Source organism: uncultured Nitrospira sp., assembly GCA_902500695.1.
In the GTDB taxonomy this organism is placed as follows: domain Bacteria; phylum Nitrospirota; class Nitrospiria; order Nitrospirales; family UBA8639; genus Nitrospira_E.
In genome coordinates, this window is sequence record CABVRQ010000083.1 from 1 (window position 1) to 16,224 (window position 16,224).

Consider the following 16,224-nt stretch of genomic DNA (forward strand, 5'->3'; position numbering starts at 1 on the left):
AAGCGCCGGGAGAACCAACGACTCCAAGGAGCCAAACAACCATCATCGCCGTACCGTGCGACGTTGTCGCCAATCATTCACGAACCGGCTGCCGGCCAACGCTTCCTTAACCAGACAGCCCTGCCGATCAGACTTGGTCCACCGCCACAATGGGCCGGTACCAATATCGACATTAATACAGGTCTCCCCCTCAAAACGGCAGAAAGCGTGACAGGCTATATGGTGAGGATCGAACGAAAAGACCCCAAAGGTAACTGGGTGGCTCATACAACGCTTCCCTTAGGATCTGCTCAAGCGGAGTCAGCAGCGGGCTACACGGGGTTTGGCGCAGGAATGCCTCCGGGAGGTATCACCACACCGGGAGCCTGGCGACTCAGCGCCCAAGTCTCCAGTCCCAAACAATCCGGGTGGAGCGAGTGGGTCGAATTTGTGGTGATGGCCCCGGCAACCAACAAGGCACTTCAACCCCCGACGCGCTCGTTTGGAAAGTAATCGAAGGAAAAGAAGCAGGTGTGAGTCGCACGGGAACGAACCCAGAGGGTCGAATAGATGGAAACCAAGCGGCGCTCATCGGAAACGCCCGGCACACCCTCATCCATCTCCAGGGCTTTGAGTCTAAGGTGTCTAATTGATAGAGATAATATGGGTTATTGCGGTTATTATTGATTCGGAGTACCTTTCCCCAGCCAACATGAAGAGATTAATGGTCCAAGGGACTCCTCCGTATGCTAGTGGTATTTTCGACTTCTCCCTTCTGTCTCTTCTCTCCCTTCACGCAATACCGCCACGGGTGTGATCCTCCTGCACAGCTAACTCCATTTTCTTCCCTTGCCTCGGCCTTCGATGGCGATCCTTCCTCCTATGCTCGCCTTTTAGATTGTTTTTCCTCTTCCTTGATTGCTCCACAGCTTAGCGGCGTTGAACCCTTTTCACCGTTCTTCCGACACACCACCACACAATCAGGCTCTCCTGACCTTACAGGAATAAAATTCAGGGAAGAAAGGCAAAGATGAACTCCCATTCGTTTCGTTCATTACATGCTCTCAAGAGAGAAAAACCGAACAGATACATCCCTTGGAGCCGGTACCGTCATGAATGCGATCCACTGGTTCCACAAATCAATACTCCTTACCTTCTCCTCATCGCTGTCCTGATATGTATCACGGCGCTTCTCAATCTTGAACTACTTTCCCTTACCGCTTTCTCGGCCAGCGCGACGGAAGAGTCGGACACGTCGACGCTGGCACATGATAAGCTGACTCCCCTGTTGATTCACTTGGAACAAACTCTGCATTTTGAGACCCCCGATGGGCAGAACGTGACAGTCTCCCCAGGGATGTATCTGGTTGAACCTATCACCCAGGGGGAATCCCGACTGACTTTCTGGAACGAACACGGAACAATCACGGTCAAGGCCTCTCGAACCGAACACGATCAACCTACCCAAACTCCAGAGGCACATCTGATCCATGGGGCTGCCAATAAAGACATCCTGCACGTAGTCGTATTTTTACCTGATGGCATTGCGCTTGAGGCTACCAGTTCGCTGAGCGGTATCCGGGCAAGGGGAGATTTCCGCGCTGCCAGACACGATCAACTCGATTCATTTACCGGAGTTGTTCGTTTGGAAACGGACGACAAGGGCGTCGCCTCCCAACGGTTCAATCAAATATTTCCGCACAGTACCGGGACGGGACAGCCAACCGGGACGGTGAATTGGAAATGATTCAGCTCCAGTCATTAATGTCGCAACGCCAGATGGCCATTGCCTTGAGCACAAATCTCGTCAATAGCCTTCATGGACGTTTTCAATTGGAGGAAGAAACAGACCGGCCTGGCGATGACTATGCCCGGTATACGGAAGAGAGTCCGGATGCCTGCCGTACGCGCTGCGCGGGGAATGAAAATTGTCAGGCATTCACCTTCGTGAAGCCGAACCCAGGTTTTACTCCAGGGCAATGTTTTTTAAAGCGATCGGAACCGAAGCCGGCAACCGATCATTGCTGCATATCCGGAACCCGGAACTCCAGCCAAGAAAAGATCATTCGGAATATCGGGCACTAACTAACTATTGATAGAGGCAAACCAACACATCCACAGATTGTAGGAGATTGATATGTCATTTCGTGAAATGAGCATTCGAACGAAAATTTGCGGTCTTGTCCTTGGCGGAGCTCTTGGACTTCTCCCCGTTTTGACCAACGCAGAAACTCCCCTATCACCCTCAGACCCGGCCTTTCAACAGGCCGTGGAACAAGTGGTGGAACAGTACATTCGTGCTCACCCCGAGGTCATCGAGCAAACACTGCAAGCCTTGCAGGCCCAACGCGAAGCCGAGGAACGGCAACGGGTCAGCGATCTCATCGCGACCAAACAGGCAGAGTTGCTGAACGATCCAAATTCACCGGTCAGTGGCAACCTCGAAGGAGATGTCACCGTCGTGGAGTTCTTTGACTACCGATGTGGATACTGCAAACGTGTGGCCGGAGTAGTGACTCAACTACAGCAGGAAGATCCCAAGGTCCGGGTCGTCTACAAAGACTATCCTATCCTTGGAGAAGCTTCAGTGCTCGCTGCCAGTGCAGCCTTAGCCTCAAATGTCCAAGGCAAACACCTGGCCTTTCATGAAGCCTTACTTGAGGCTGAACAGGAATTGACCCCTGACACGGTCTTTGAGATTGCCGGAGCTGTTGGGCTAGACACCGAACGACTTCGCAAGGATATGCAATTGCCAACCATCCAAGACATTATCGATGGCAATCGAGCACTCGCCAGAGAGTTGGGCATCAACGGCACACCAGGTTTCATTATCGGGACCGAACTGGTCCCAGGTGCCCTGGACTTGAAGGATCTCAAAAGCCTGGTTGGCCGGGTTCGCAAAAATAAGAGTTGATGGCTCCAGAAAATGGGAGGAGGATCCAAACGTTTTACGCTGATTCAGATCAATAGATAGTGCCAAGCATGGGAGCAGAAGATTGGCCGGGGAGGTATCGACTCTGCCATCAACAAAAATAATTTGGAGATTACCGATGTATTCCAAATGGTTTCAACTTCTGGTTATTGGATTAAGCGTTATCAGTACAGCTTTGGCAGCCAGCCCTACCCATGCCTGGAAGATCGATACGCATATTTGGCTGGCCAAAGGGTTGTATGAAGAGATAAAGCAGACCGGCAAAGTCCATTTACCAATAGGCGAGTTTCCGATTCCTTCCGACCTCCAAAAGGCGATTGCGAATCACGAGGGGGCGTTCCTTCTTGGTGTGCTGGGACCTGACACCTATCCCGATATGATCGCAGGGCAGATGACGACTCATCCAGGCGTTGAAAGTAAAAATGTATTTGAAACGGCGGCCACCCTTGCCTCTATGGTGGGACAGCCGCTCTTTACCAATGCGGCTTCCTGGCAGACGGACGATTGGCTGCTTTGGATACGTACTCGCGCCTTAGCCACATCGACGAAAGGTCCAGAGGTCGCGTTCGCGTATGGCTATCTGATCCATGCGGCCATGGACATGTGGGCCCACACCTATGTCAACCTCTACGCCGGTGATGTGTTTTCACTCTTCGACGAGCAAGAAGTGGAATTCCGCCACATGGCAATTGAAAGTCTGGTAGCTCGAACACACAAGAGCTATCTGCCGGAACCGGTATCGCTGACGAACGAGGAAGCCGGACAACGCCTTGGTGGACAACTCAGGGGAACCACAGGCAACCCTCAGAACGTGACGAAAACACAACCCGATCTCCTAACACCATTTCAAGCTCCACGAGAGTTCGTGCGCACAAATCTTGTCTTGAACCTCACGGTTGCCAATCAGTACGCGCGAGAAAAAGCCACACAGCATTTGTTCGCCATGTATGTCTATTGGAACGAACTCCATAAATCCTCTCAACCCATGCAGGCGCTCCGCACTGCGATCAACAATGCCGCAAACACGGCGACCCAGGCCCTGTCGCAAGCCCAAGGACTATTCAATGCCGCACAATCTTCTCACAACACTGCCGTACAAGCCGCCGGTGCGGCGTACGACACAATGAAGAAGGCGGAAAAAGCAGCGGGCGATGCCGCTGACCAGTTCGCTAAAGCAAGAAAAAATGCCTTTGGCCTGCTCGACAACATCACCAGTCAGATGGTGGCGAATCTGCCCCCTCATTTCAAAGGTCCTTACGAAGCGGCAAAGAAGGCTCGCGACAACGCAATAAAAGCCATAGAGGACCGTCGCAACGATTACAACAACTTGGTAAAGATTCGAGACAATAAGAAAAATGCCATGCAGCAGGCGCTTGAAACCGTGAATCTGCGCAAGACCGTCCAGGCGACCTTAAATCAGGTCAGAAATCAAACCCTCGCCGCCATCGATGGCGGTTTGACCGTGTGGCGACAGGGCATCGAAAACGCCGTGGATGCCTACATCCAAGCTTGGGAAGACACCTCAAAGGAACTATTACGTCCGCCGGGCAGCCGTTTCTCGCCCGGGCATGACGTGACCGAACCGCTCAAGCAATGGACAATGTGCTGGGGCCCCACCTTCGGTCTTCCAGTCCTCACCCAAATTGCCCCGCAATGTGACAAAGCCCGTACCGGCTATATCGGAGTCAAAAATAACCTGACCAACCTCAAATTGCTGCTTCAGAATACGGTGATTGACCAAACGTTACGAAACGAAATCGAAAAGTTCGACAAGTTCGTAGCTCACACCGCGGGTGAAGTCTTGGCCGGTGTCGGGAAGATGGTTTCTACAGCCATTCGCATCGACAAAGGCGCACTGGCGGGATATTCACGGTCGATCGTCAATTTGCGCAGTAAAGATCCGGCCCCGTTGGAAGTGGATGACGAATTCAATGATGACACATCACGCAAACAACTCGTTATCTTCCCACAGATCACCCAACTCCTATACCAGGACATGGGCCTACCTCTTCTGGCAAAGAACATGACACTCGATCAGCTCCCGAACTTTGCCGCCTTACAGAACTCACTCACGATGGCGAAGCTGGTGCTGCTCGACGGGCAGCAACTCAACACGATGATTTTTCCGAAAACCAGACAAACTCCCTATCCAGCCGGTGCCCTAGCCGGTGAGGTGCTGATGGGAGCATTACGCAGCATCGATGGTGATCACCAGTGGAAAAAGGCAGCACCGCAACTTCCACGGAGAGCGAAACAGCCGTTCAAGTGCAGGATTTTTGGCTATGACCAATCCAATAGTGCCAAGGGTGGCCTCAAGTTGTGGCAGGACGAAACAATTCGTCTGCAGGTGTTCAATACGCTCTTTAAAGGACCGTTGACACCGGGACTGATGGCACACATGGGCGCGCAAAACCTCGGCCCGGGAATAGGCGTGGCTGGAACAGATCCCTTCCCGCCGACCCCGCCCTCCAGTTCCGGTGCCTGTCCGCCCTGAGTTCTGAGGATCAGACGTCGGATGCCGTCGGCGGGAATGCGAATGCCGGTGTCCAGAGCCAAGGTCTTGGACATTACGATCGGGATAGTTGAACCATCGAGCCTAGCGGGGGCCGGAATGATTTCAGACGATCCAACCCCATTCTTTCACCAAAAGGAGGCAATGATGAACATCCGTCGAGTGACCCTATTTCTTGGAATGGCACTCATCGGCCTCGCTCCCCCTGTAGCATTCTCACAGGAGTCCGGTTCTACTCCTCCTGCGGAAACTGCGGATGAAATTCAGAGCCGTGGTGTGTCGATAGCCGGCTGCGAAATCAAATACAAAAACGGCCTCCCGGACTTCAATGCACTGAAGAGCTGTATCAATGGAAAGATCGATAAGGTCCAAGACGACGCCAAGAAAGCCACCGACGCGGCAAAAGCGCAAACCCAGGGAATCCAGTCCGAACTCAACAACCTGAAGAACAGTCCTTTACTGGCGAAACTCGAGGGCGAGCGCCGCATGCTGGAAGCGGTGAGAACATTGAATCTGGAACCATTTTTCACCTGTCTCAACCAAAGCCAGTCGCTCCAGCCTCAATTTACCTCCCGCATTCAGCTCCTCGCCTCGAATCCAGGGAAGTTCGCCGCCGATCTCACAAACGAAATCTGGACGATTGCCCAACAAAGGTCCCAAACCTTGATGTCAGAACACCTTCAGGCGCTACGGACATCCGGTGGACCTGGAGACTTCAACCAAGTGGCTGACCGGTCCATCCGCATTTTCACACAATTAGCCAGCGAACACCCTGTCACTCGATGCATTCTCCCACGATTGAACCCTCAGATCGCGATGATCAAGCAGTCCGCTCTCCAAATCGCGCCCCAGCTGGAAGCGAGAATAAAAACCACCTTTGACCAATCCATCGCCCCTGTCCTCAACGACATTGTTGCGAAGGCGATGGGCGCCATGCTCAAGAGCCTTCCACAGATACTCAGCACGGCGCAAACCGCCACGAAGACGACCATTCAGTTTTTGATCCCCGAGGAAGTGGAGTCTATCGCTAACGGTATAGCATTTAGACATATTTTCACGAAAGACCTCGTCGAGGGTCGGACCTTGATTGATCAAATGACCTCGGCCGTCGGTAATCCGTCGACGAGCCTGGTGGCGCTCGGACGCCTGCAACAATCGGTGAGAGAGGACGATGTCATTCCAGAAGTGCTCCGATTCGAAGTGGGGCACGCGATCCTGCGATACGCCGGCCACAAATACATCGACTGCACGCTTCCCGGCTGCGCGGGCGATACCGTTATGCAGATGCTCGGGGCATCGACACTCTTGAAAGACGTCGTGGTCGAAGTGATCAGCGCCGTGTGTTCTCTCGCTGACATTGTCGGAGGAGGCGTATGTGGGGTAGGAGAAACCGCGACCCCGAACGCGATCTATGACACCATAGTCTTACCGAAGATTCATCAAGCGGTAATTGCGGGTCTTCATGGGGCCTTCGACGGCGCGATGAATCTGCACCGTGACGCCATCCTAAAGGGCTATGATCCTCGCGCTAGAAGAGAGCAGGCGGGTCCGTTGATGGCGATGGTCGATCTGCTCCCCACCAAAGAAGTCGTGGCATTTTTCGCAGACTCTCAGGTCAGAACAATGCATGCTGCCTTTAAGTCTTATAACGCAAGCGTCCTTCGGCTGGCCGAGGCCGCAACGCGGAGGTAATAACCGTGAAGAAGATATCCTGTATCTCTTCAATAAGGGAGATTCTTTAAGAATAAGGGTTTCTTTGCGTTGGTTGATAGACCAGGCAGGTAACGATAGACCAGTTTATGAGCCGAGGGTAAGGCCGTCACACCGGATTAATGCCCACATCACCGCCGGAAGGGTAAACAGATGATACCCGTGGCGCTGGTAAGAGAGTTGGACATCAAAGGGACGCCCGGTTTTATCATCGGTACGGAACTGATCCCGGGCGCATGGGATTTGAAAGATCTCAAAAGCCTGGTCGGGCGCGGTAAGAGCTGAAAGTAACCACAACAAAAGCCGAGGAACAGAGACAAATCGACACAGGAGGCAAGGAAGGGCAATCGTTACAACAGGATTGTATTGATTTTTTCTTTCTGAAAAGTCTGAGGTGAAGGAAGGAGTATTTTCTTGAAAAAATTCTTCGTTCGAAATGCCGTGAACGTTGTGGGACTGCCTCTATTTACATGGGCTTTCCTCCTTGGATTCGTCCCGTGGGCGTTAGCGGCTTCCACACTCACCATAGAGCAATCTGCCCATTTTCTGGAATCAGACGGGAGCGATGTCCTTTTAGAAGCTGGAACGTACGATGTGGACACGCTGGTTGGTTCCCAACTCAGATTGGATACCTCCAGCGGCAACACGGAAATTCGTTTCCGCTGGGTCCCGACGATTCCCACAATGGGCAATATGACGTGTATGTACGATGGCCGAACCATTCCAATCGATCGACGACGGTGCCATATACCGTTCACCATGTTAGAGGGAATACCGTCAAAAACTTTAATCAGCAAACAGGCGGAAACGCTTGGCGCCTGCATGGGCGCTACACGTTGCTCGCAGGGACTGCAACCTATGTCGAGGTCAGTAGTGGCAATGGGACCGCCGGCGCGGACGCGGTGCAATTTGTCCGTGTGCCGTAACTGACTCTTTAAATAAACCGAACAGCGGCAATACCATTCGTCTCCATCTAACACCAGCACCTGATGAAGATCGAACAAGAAAGGAGGCCGGTCATGAATCAGTCTTGTGGGCATCCGAGTCGTGCGCGTGCAATCGTCTTTTCTCTTTTCGTCATTTCGCTCCTATGGGGCGCATCCATGGGATCCGCCGAGGAGGCTCAGATTCCCTCCTCCTTAGCTCACGAAGAATTGAGCCAACCGGGGGAGGAAGGGGACATTAAGGGGCGAGGATTGCACAAAGTTCCCCGTGGCAAAAACCCAAGGGAGATTTTCGCGCCACGACAACCACAGCAACCCGAAGGAGGGCTACCCCCTCACCTGTGTCAGCAGATTACCCACATGTTGACCCAATGTCGCTGCGCCAACACAGCCGACTGCCAGGTATTGACTGGCCTTTGCCCTGGCGCCTGCCCGGCAGGAAGCCAGAACTGCCAATGCACGCCACTATTCCGAGGCACGCCTCCCACGCTGCCACCCAATTTGTGTGGGTTTCAAGTGCCCACTGTTGTGACGCAATGCACCTGCACCAACCAGGCTGAATGCCAGTTGCTCTCACCCTTTTGCCCAGGTTCTTGTCCGGCTGGGAGCCAGAGCTGCGAATGTACACCGCTACAGAGACGGTAGAGAGGAAAAAATAGTTACCCCCTGTATGGCACCTCGCAATGCATGCAATGGTTCGATTGAAGGTGGAACGACATCTCCCGCGAGATGACCGAAACGCGGGAAGAGACGGTTGAGGAGGTGGTCAAGAATTCAAGGAGAGCACGCAAGGACAACCCGGATAATTCTCAAAAAACGATCCAGGATGGCATCACCATATTTGGAATAGTGCATCCATTCACCTTTGCCATTGGTTCTGATAACGCCAGAAGAGCCCCCAGCAACGCGATAACAGGATGAACCTTTACATACTCACTTGCGACTCATAGGCAGATAGGCTTTTCAAAAAATAGGAGGACAACATGACAGTTCCGAGACCTACCTTACCTTACAGCAAAATCCCTTTGGGTGTTTCTGGAGTAATTCTACTTTTTGGCCTGCTCAACATCTTTGTGCCTTCAGATGTGTTGGCGGTGCCTAAGGGTCCGGGTGGACAAACCTGCAAGGCATCCGGGACGACCACTGTGAACGGGAAGGAAGAAGGAACCGGCAAGGATATGAAGTGCACGGCCGATTACTGCAAATACGACGAGTGCGAGACTGGCGGGCCCAATGTTGGAAAATGTTACGAAAAGACCGCCTATTCGAATGTCCGGGACTGCAAAGCTGCCGCGCGAACTCAACTCCCCAACAACCAGATCACCCCCGGGCAAACGGCGCCGCTGATGCAAGGACAACCGAAACGGCTGCCCCAGGGTGCGCCAAGATTTCAAGGCGGAGCCATCATGCAGCGTGGCGTCGAAGGAGAGCAGCCGACTGAGACCCCTCTAGCGCCATCCGACAACACAGATCAGCCTACCGGGACAACAAAATAACCATCAGACAAGAAAAGGAGGAACTCATGAAACGTTCACATACCTCATTTCCCAAACTGCTTTTCACAACCTGGGGTCTTGCCGCATGGGCACTCGTGGGAGGAATGGCACTCTCCCAGCCGACTGATACGCCGTCCCCTTCTTCTGGCGTCCAGGAAGAAACAAGCTCCTCCAAAGATCAAGGAGATGTTATCGAACGCGGGCTCAATCGGCGGGAACTTCGAAAGCCATCACCCCCTGTGTCAGCGTCGCCAACTCCATCTTCAGGACCTACCGGACCATTGCCTGTGGTCGGCGGCACAAACGAGCCCGACTACAAATACCCCTGGGTCGTGCGGATGAACGGTTGCGGCGCTGTGGTGATCGATCCGCAATGGGTCCTGACCGCTGCCCATTGCGTGACGCCCAATATCGGGTTTAGCAAACTTACCTATACCCGGAGAGATTCGAAAGGTAACGTGCAAACAGAAACCCGCCCTCCCGACCCAAATGCCGGCCCTGCGAACAATCGCGGCGTATTCATCCACCCGAGCTATGCACCCAGCCCGGACCAGGCTAACGACATTGCGCTGATCAAACTGGCACAGCCGTTCTCGGTCAACTTCGTTCTCCAAACAGTCGGGTTGCCAAGATTTCCGCGTAACCCGGGCCTCGTAGGAACTGTGGCATCTTACATCAGGCACGACGGAACGCCGGTGCCTCAGGGACAGGTGGCCATCTTCCGCGGTCCTATATCTGCGATCGATTCCCCCAGGAAAATCTTTGTGCCTGCCAATACAGCCGGCGCTTCGCTCTGTCCAGGCGATAGCGGGTCCGGGTTCGTGACGGTCGAGAATGGACGCGCCATTGTGCGCGGGGTTGCATCGCAAGGTAGTGTCTCCGACTGCATGACACCGTCGGGTGAAGCCGTTTTCACGGATGTCTTTGTGTTTCGCGATTGGATTCTGCAAACGATGGGGAAGAATGATGCCTCCCTGTCAGGCAACACCCGCGTCCGTTGGAGCGGCATGGCCGCGCGCGGTAAGCTGGTCATGGGCTGCAGCCACCCGAACACGCCGTATTTTGGCCCACTCAACGTGGTGGGTATCGAAGAAGGCGCCATGTGCGACGGAGGCCAGGCGCAGGGAATCATATGCCAACTCGATTCCAATCAGGCCAGCACCCAATTCGGGCCGCCTCAGATCGTCGGGTTCACTATGCGAACGACTATGGCAAACGGTGCCACCCAGGTGACTCAGCTCCCGTTTGTGAGCAACCTCGCCCAGTTCTCCGGTCCCTTCCCCGCCGGCGCATCGCGTGAGTTCACGTGCCAGATCGGAAATGCCTTGCTCAACAATAACATCTCCAAATTCAACAACACGGCCGTTCTGAGCCGCGGAGTTGATGGCACACAATCCAACGATGAGCCGATCATTGAACAACCAAGCCCCTTTGACCCAGCCGGAAGAAGCACACCTTAATCGATTGATCGACGTAGCAAGAACACCACACAATTAACTTACACAGGAGGTCAACATGCGACTTACGCACACCATGACGGTTCTTGCACTCGGCATCGCGATCTGGGTATTCGGCTTGCCGCTCAATGCCCAGGCTAAACCCAAGGCCAAAGTCTTCGGGTGCACAACGGCGGATCTCAACACGAATTTCGGATCATCCTGCGTGAGCCAAGCGGAGCAGGATATTATGCAGGGTCATTCATATATACACGTCCTTGTGTGCGAAGGTGGCCAGATGAAGTGCTGCACAATGAGCTCGACGAATCAAGTCCAAACTTGTCGAAGACCAGCCGGGTCTGCGGCGATGTCAGGTGGGCTCAAAGGCTTGAGCCAAGCACCGGTGCTAAAGCGCGGGTTCGAGGGAGAGAAGGAAGTTGGCGAGGAGACGCCGATTCCATCATGGCTGACGGAGTCCTGGCTAAAAGAGCATGAAGGAGAAAAGCCGGCGAAATAATCAGGCGACGGGGCCGTATAACGGGAAGATCACCGGGCTATAGGGTGAGCACGCGAGTTTTCCTAAGGACGGAGGCACCACTTGCCGTCACCATCTTGAGTTAATCGAAAGACCGAGGAGAAGGGTTGGCGGCTGGATGGCCGGTATACGCTAGCCGCAGGGACGGAAGCCTATGCCGAGGCGAGTAGTGCTAGTGGAACGGCCGGCACCGACGCCATGTATTTTGTCCGTGTGCCGTAACCGACAATTAGCAGAAACTAAATGGTGGTCATACCAGAGGAGGCGCCCAACGGGGCCCTCATTACCACGTTGCCCCAAGAACGTCACGGAGCGAAATGTCACAGAAGAAATCGAAGTTTGCTCATCCATAAATGGGGCGGGGGAAAAACACGGCAGTCTGTCGCCCATCGTGTGGAGAAGGGAGGACACACCAACGGGTTTGATGTGACTAACAACCAACCAAACAAAGCGGGTTACGCTCAATCTTCAATGACCAGGAGGACAATAATGAAAAGCATGAAGCAAAGAATTCGGCAAATGAGTGTTGGGGGACTGCTGGTTTGGGGAGTGCTTGTCCTGTCCCCGGTTCAGGTGCAAGCGCTTCAAGCAATACATAATTCCGAGAAGTGCAAAGGTGGTGTTCCTGATGGAGCCTTCCATTGCTTGAACAAACCCGGGCAGTGGGTCGAGTGTATCCCCAGTGGAGACTATATGTGTTGCACCAAAAACGACCAAGGAGGGAAGGACTGTGAACAAATCGAGGCAAAGACCTCGAATCCTCTGGGGGGTGTGAAGGGGGTTCAGGGCAATGTACTTCAAAGTGAACCTACCAAAGCTCCACCGAAGACGTCCCGGGTCCCGAAGACTGGAGCAAAGGCCCCGATCATGCGGCGCGGCATCGAAGGCGACCAAACCAGTGAGCCTTTAACTGAGATTCCCACTGAATCCGCCCCTGTGCCGTCTGAAGGAGTTAAGTAATCGGGTGAAACGGAATCCCTGTAGGGTTGAGCGAAGCTAGAAGAACGAAACTGTCCCGAGACAATAGTGAAGATAGGTGCACAATGATTCATTCACCACATAACGGGAGGGAATTATGAAAAGACAGAATACATTCGTCGGATTGATTCATTCCACGATTCTCACTTTTGCGATCGGGTTCGGATCGGCAGCTTTTGTTTTGGCCAACGATCCAGCGGACACATCGCCGACGATGCAAGAAGAGCAGGGTACGTCGACCGACGCCGGAGAAGTGCAGGAACGGGGTATCAGCCGGATGCCCTTTGGCGGAGCAACTGGAGGAAAGACCGGAGGAGTAATGGACCCAGTTGGGTTTTCGTGTGATGCCAAATCCCAAACTTGTACGTGCAAAAAATCTAAAACAGGAGACTGCAAGCTCATGAAGTCCATAGTCTGTAGCGGGACCCTCAACTGCCCAGGGTCATCACAAACCTGTACCTGCACAGCCATCAGGTAACACATCCCTGATTCATCCATCACGAAATTCAAGAAAGGAAGACTCTGCCATGAAAGACATGAGGCCACAGGTTCAAAACCTGTTTCGGGTTTGCGCAGTAGCGGGTATGATTTTCGGATTCTCTCAACTCGCGAACGCGGCGGATGCTCCATCGGCTTCTGACACGTCAAGCCAAGAGGATGTGAAAACAGAATCTTCTTCTGATGACGTCACCGATCGAGGAGTCGGAACCTTTATTCCGCGCGCCGGCATGGGCATTGCGGTTCCTCCTGGAACCATTTCTCCACCAACGACCGTGCCGACAGGGTTTAAGTGCAGCCCCAACACTGGTCGTTGCAATTGCAGTGGTGCAACCGATTGTACATACATGAAGGATCTGATTAAGAGCAGTTGCGGAAAAATCACCTGCACGGGTAGTGGGAGTTCACAAACCTGTAAATGTACAATAAACGGGGGGGGAACCAATTAGCACAGGGCTACAAGACTTTTGGCCTATATGACTGTCATGATCCGTCCATGACAAGATTTTGCTTACGCCGGGGGAAGAGACTATCTCCCCCGGCACCGGCAACATTTAGTTTAGTGATATTCATGCTTCATTGCCATGCCCATTGACCTCCCCTAGAACGAGCCCCATCACAATCAGAAGACCCACTTCGCGAATCGTCTCCTAAGACCACCTGCGAAAAAAAATGTGGTGATCCTCAAAAATTCAGACGTAAGCGGAAGGGGGGACTGCCAAGAAAGGCCATCCGACGAGTTATGAGGGGTGGGAATACCGATACAGAGTTTTGATGGACTGAAGCCCATCTCTCCAACCAATTTTTTTCCCCTCCGCTTTACTTCTGGGTAAATAAGAAATCGGCACCTCCGTCACGCGCCAATTCTTCTGAGCCACTTTCAGTGTGAGCTCCAATTCCAAATCAAACCCAGATTCTTCGAGCGAGATATCTTTTAAGACTTCCTGTTTAAACACTTTGTACCCGGTCCATACATCCGTCAAGGATAAACCCGTTGCAGCGTTGGTTAACGCGGTGAAAATCTTGTTACCCAGATAGGAAACGATTGGCCAATTCCCTTTCCATGCCCCCAAAAACCGGGACCCGTAGACGACATCGGCCCGACCGGTTATCACTGGCTCCAACAGCCGATGATAATCCTCTGGACTATATTCCAAATCAGCGTCCTGCACGATGACGATGCTCCCCCTGGCATGCAGAAATCCCGTTTTCAGGGCTGCGCCCTTCCCTTGATTGCGTTGGTGAGTCAGCACACGGACACGAGAACAATCAGCACCTGATTCACCGAATGCTTTCTGGATTTCTTCTTCATCCGAAGGAACCTGACCGAATCGCTCGAGGAGCCATTCGCCAGTTCCATCTGTGGATCCATCATCCACAATGATCAGTTCCTTTGAGATTTCCACATTTTGCACGCGGCCTACAATCGTCTCAATTGTTTTTCGCTCGTTGTATACGGGAATGACAATACTCACCATCTGATTTTTTTGACTTATTTTATTTTCCGGATTTTCCACGTCGATTTTGACTAAATAATTGGAGGAAAAGATTTCACGTAGCCTACCATGAACGTTCAGTAAACCCTCTTCAAATATCATTTTTGGGTGAAGTCCACCCCAATCGTGGTCTCTGATCTTTGCCTATGATATTTCTTGATCAAATGCCCCAGTGACCAACAGGAACAGACGGATATCACCCTTTTGTGAATGCTTTTCTCTTGGCAACACCAATCTTTGCCTTGTCTCAAACACATTTGCTGTCTCATCCTGTTTGTCTCATGACACACCGCACGACACCGATTCCCATGAGACAAACTGGATAAAAACAGCTATATTTCAATGAGTTACAATACCACGCCATTCTGGCACTAACATTGCCATATATCATAAAAATGAATGAGCCCAGACGACAAGAAAAGGAGGAAGGCATGGGGAACATGACGTCATCTTCACCACAGACATTAGAAAAAATTTCCGGTATCGATTCCGTCACCGTACTCCTCATTGATGACTCCCCGGATAATTTGATGATTCTCGGTGATATCCTAGAACGAATTGGCTATCAGGTTGTGTGTGCAGAGGATGGCGAGAGTGGCCTCGAACGCGCGAAATGTGTTCAACCCGACTTGATTTTTATGGATGTGAAAATGCCCGGTCTTGATGGATTCCAAGTCTGTGAACGACTTCGAGCACAGAAAAATTTCCAACACACTCCGATTATCCTCATGAGTGCGCAATCCGATAGCACAAACCTGGAACTTGCCTTAGGGGCTGGTGCATCTGAATTTTGGCCAAAACCCATTTCCCCAGGCAAGATTCTGAATGAACTTCCCGGGTTTTTTGCCAGACGGTCCAGAGTACCCAGGCTCCTTCACCAGAATTACGGGAACCAAAACCAACATTCCCCCACTTTTTCTACCCCTTCCCTCTGACATTCAACCAGACCTATACCCTCACATCCATTAATTTAAAGGGAGAGGCCCTTATCCAACCTTTACATACTCCCTTTCCAATTCAGCGCCAACTCACATCCTTCTACCCAATACTCATATCGCACCTGAGGTCTAATGATACATAGATTCCTGAATTATTTGGCATATAAATTGCTGATTAATCTTGGAAGACGGTTTTTCCTTTAAAATCCTCTCTTTTAGATACATTTTGAAGGGAAAATCACACAGACAGAGTCATTTACCAGACGACTATTTGGCCTATTCACCTTTCACAATATGGAGAAAGTACGCATGGTTACCGGTCTAAGAAAAAATTCCACCCTCAATCTGTCCACATGGGGCCAACGCGGAACAGCAGGATTGGTCGAGGAGTGGGAACCGCGAATACCCATTCCGGAAGAAAAGCCCCAATCCCGTCGAGGGTCAGCGATCTCAATCCCGAAATCAACCGAGCCGTCCACGGAAGGGAAAAATCTAAAGAAGTAAGTACTTTCCCAATCCCCTTCGTGCGCCTTGTATCCAGCCACCCCCCATGGCCTGGTTTTCTGGTAACAAGTTTTAGGCCTTCAACACGAGTAGCATTCTGCAAACACCCCCCTCAAAGGTCCACCACTTCCTAGACAATATTTCTCCAGAGTCCTAGAAAAATTTCGTTTATCCCAAACGACGCGAGACATCAATCGACCGCATTACCCTTACGTCTATTCCGGATACAGGGAGTAATGACGTGACAACGATTCCAGGATTAATTA

17 protein-coding genes are annotated in these 16,224 nt (G+C 52.2%); 16 read left to right on the top strand and 1 reads right to left on the bottom strand.

Going from position 1 to position 16,224, the window contains the following annotated elements; translation table 11 throughout:
* The 15 genes from AAH187_RS16050 to AAH187_RS16120 form a co-directional block, all read left to right on the top strand.
* The coding region (locus AAH187_RS16050; protein WP_342349486.1) for a hypothetical protein at positions 1–492 on the top strand (492 nt) is incomplete at its 5' end.
* A gap of 517 nt (positions 493–1,009) precedes the next feature.
* On the top strand, positions 1,010–1,726 hold the full coding sequence (locus AAH187_RS16055) for a hypothetical protein (protein WP_342349487.1): 717 nt from the start codon (positions 1,010–1,012) through the stop codon (positions 1,724–1,726).
* A complete protein-coding gene (locus tag AAH187_RS16060; RefSeq protein ID WP_342349488.1) occupies positions 1,723–2,064 on the top strand; it encodes a PAN domain-containing protein in 342 nt (113 codons plus the stop codon). The genes AAH187_RS16055 and AAH187_RS16060 overlap by 4 nt, the downstream gene beginning before the upstream one ends.
* Before the next feature lie 52 nt (positions 2,065–2,116).
* Positions 2,117–2,893, top strand: a complete 777-nt coding sequence (locus AAH187_RS16065; protein WP_342349489.1) for a DsbA family protein — start codon at positions 2,117–2,119, stop codon at positions 2,891–2,893.
* 136 nt (positions 2,894–3,029) lie between these two features.
* Positions 3,030–5,405, top strand: a complete 2,376-nt coding sequence (locus AAH187_RS16070) for a hypothetical protein (RefSeq protein ID WP_342349490.1) — start codon at positions 3,030–3,032, stop codon at positions 5,403–5,405.
* Positions 5,406–5,567: 162 nt separating this feature from the next.
* The gene (locus AAH187_RS16075) at positions 5,568–7,115 is read left to right on the top strand and encodes a hypothetical protein (RefSeq protein WP_342349491.1); all 1,548 of its coding nucleotides are present in this window, start codon (positions 5,568–5,570) and stop codon (positions 7,113–7,115) included.
* Between the two features lie 171 nt (positions 7,116–7,286).
* A complete protein-coding gene (locus AAH187_RS16080; protein WP_342349492.1) occupies positions 7,287–7,418 on the top strand; it encodes a hypothetical protein in 132 nt (43 codons plus the stop codon).
* 413 nt (positions 7,419–7,831) lie between these two features.
* On the top strand, positions 7,832–8,059 hold the full coding sequence (locus AAH187_RS16085) for a hypothetical protein (protein ID WP_342349493.1): 228 nt from the start codon (positions 7,832–7,834) through the stop codon (positions 8,057–8,059).
* Positions 8,060–8,152: 93 nt separating this feature from the next.
* Positions 8,153–8,722, top strand: a complete 570-nt coding sequence (locus tag AAH187_RS16090) for a hypothetical protein (RefSeq protein ID WP_342349494.1) — start codon at positions 8,153–8,155, stop codon at positions 8,720–8,722.
* Between the two features lie 338 nt (positions 8,723–9,060).
* Positions 9,061–9,573, top strand: a complete 513-nt coding sequence (locus AAH187_RS16095) for a hypothetical protein (protein WP_342349495.1) — start codon at positions 9,061–9,063, stop codon at positions 9,571–9,573.
* 26 nt (positions 9,574–9,599) lie between these two features.
* On the top strand, positions 9,600–11,033 hold the full coding sequence (locus AAH187_RS16100) for a trypsin-like serine protease (RefSeq protein WP_342349496.1): 1,434 nt from the start codon (positions 9,600–9,602) through the stop codon (positions 11,031–11,033).
* Between the two features lie 55 nt (positions 11,034–11,088).
* Positions 11,089–11,526, top strand: coding sequence for a hypothetical protein (locus tag AAH187_RS16105; RefSeq protein WP_342349497.1), 438 nt, complete (start codon positions 11,089–11,091; stop codon positions 11,524–11,526).
* A gap of 507 nt (positions 11,527–12,033) precedes the next feature.
* Positions 12,034–12,504, top strand: a complete 471-nt coding sequence (locus AAH187_RS16110) for a hypothetical protein (RefSeq protein ID WP_342349498.1) — start codon at positions 12,034–12,036, stop codon at positions 12,502–12,504.
* Positions 12,505–12,619: 115 nt separating this feature from the next.
* Entirely contained in the window at positions 12,620–13,000 is a 381-nt protein-coding gene (locus AAH187_RS16115; protein ID WP_342349499.1) for a hypothetical protein, read from the top strand.
* 49 nt (positions 13,001–13,049) lie between these two features.
* Entirely contained in the window at positions 13,050–13,469 is a 420-nt protein-coding gene (locus AAH187_RS16120; protein WP_342349500.1) for a hypothetical protein, read from the top strand.
* 291 nt (positions 13,470–13,760) lie between these two features.
* On the opposite strand, the gene AAH187_RS16125 is transcribed toward AAH187_RS16120, so the two are convergent.
* On the bottom strand, positions 13,761–14,618 hold the full coding sequence (locus tag AAH187_RS16125) for a glycosyltransferase family 2 protein (protein WP_342349501.1): 858 nt from the start codon (positions 14,616–14,618) through the stop codon (positions 13,761–13,763).
* A gap of 338 nt (positions 14,619–14,956) precedes the next feature.
* Here AAH187_RS16125 and AAH187_RS16130 point away from each other — a divergent pair, with 338 nt between their 5' ends.
* Positions 14,957–15,451: a response regulator gene (locus AAH187_RS16130; RefSeq protein ID WP_342349502.1), complete on the top strand. Its 495-nt coding sequence runs from the start codon at positions 14,957–14,959 to the stop codon at positions 15,449–15,451.
* Positions 15,452–16,224 lie beyond the last annotated feature (773 nt).

Bases quoted from the DNA above. Each gene is read 5' to 3' on its own strand.
- AAH187_RS16125 (WP_342349501.1), bottom strand. From the start codon at position 14,618: ATGATATTTGAAGAGGGTTTACTGAACGTTCATGGTAGGCTACGTGAA.
- AAH187_RS16055 (WP_342349487.1), top strand. From the start codon at position 1,010: ATGAACTCCCATTCGTTTCGTTCATTACATGCTCTCAAGAGAGAAAAA.
- AAH187_RS16110 (WP_342349498.1), top strand. From the start codon at position 12,034: ATGAAAAGCATGAAGCAAAGAATTCGGCAAATGAGTGTTGGGGGACTG.
- AAH187_RS16060 (WP_342349488.1), top strand. From the start codon at position 1,723: ATGATTCAGCTCCAGTCATTAATGTCGCAACGCCAGATGGCCATTGCC.
- AAH187_RS16075 (WP_342349491.1), top strand. From the start codon at position 5,568: ATGATGAACATCCGTCGAGTGACCCTATTTCTTGGAATGGCACTCATC.
- AAH187_RS16130 (WP_342349502.1), top strand. From the start codon at position 14,957: ATGACGTCATCTTCACCACAGACATTAGAAAAAATTTCCGGTATCGAT.
- AAH187_RS16090 (WP_342349494.1), top strand. From the start codon at position 8,153: ATGAATCAGTCTTGTGGGCATCCGAGTCGTGCGCGTGCAATCGTCTTT.
- AAH187_RS16070 (WP_342349490.1), top strand. From the start codon at position 3,030: ATGTATTCCAAATGGTTTCAACTTCTGGTTATTGGATTAAGCGTTATC.
- AAH187_RS16100 (WP_342349496.1), top strand. From the start codon at position 9,600: ATGAAACGTTCACATACCTCATTTCCCAAACTGCTTTTCACAACCTGG.
- AAH187_RS16120 (WP_342349500.1), top strand. From the start codon at position 13,050: ATGAAAGACATGAGGCCACAGGTTCAAAACCTGTTTCGGGTTTGCGCA.
- AAH187_RS16105 (WP_342349497.1), top strand. From the start codon at position 11,089: ATGCGACTTACGCACACCATGACGGTTCTTGCACTCGGCATCGCGATC.
- AAH187_RS16095 (WP_342349495.1), top strand. From the start codon at position 9,061: ATGACAGTTCCGAGACCTACCTTACCTTACAGCAAAATCCCTTTGGGT.
- AAH187_RS16080 (WP_342349492.1), top strand. From the start codon at position 7,287: ATGATACCCGTGGCGCTGGTAAGAGAGTTGGACATCAAAGGGACGCCC.
- AAH187_RS16115 (WP_342349499.1), top strand. From the start codon at position 12,620: ATGAAAAGACAGAATACATTCGTCGGATTGATTCATTCCACGATTCTC.
- AAH187_RS16065 (WP_342349489.1), top strand. From the start codon at position 2,117: ATGTCATTTCGTGAAATGAGCATTCGAACGAAAATTTGCGGTCTTGTC.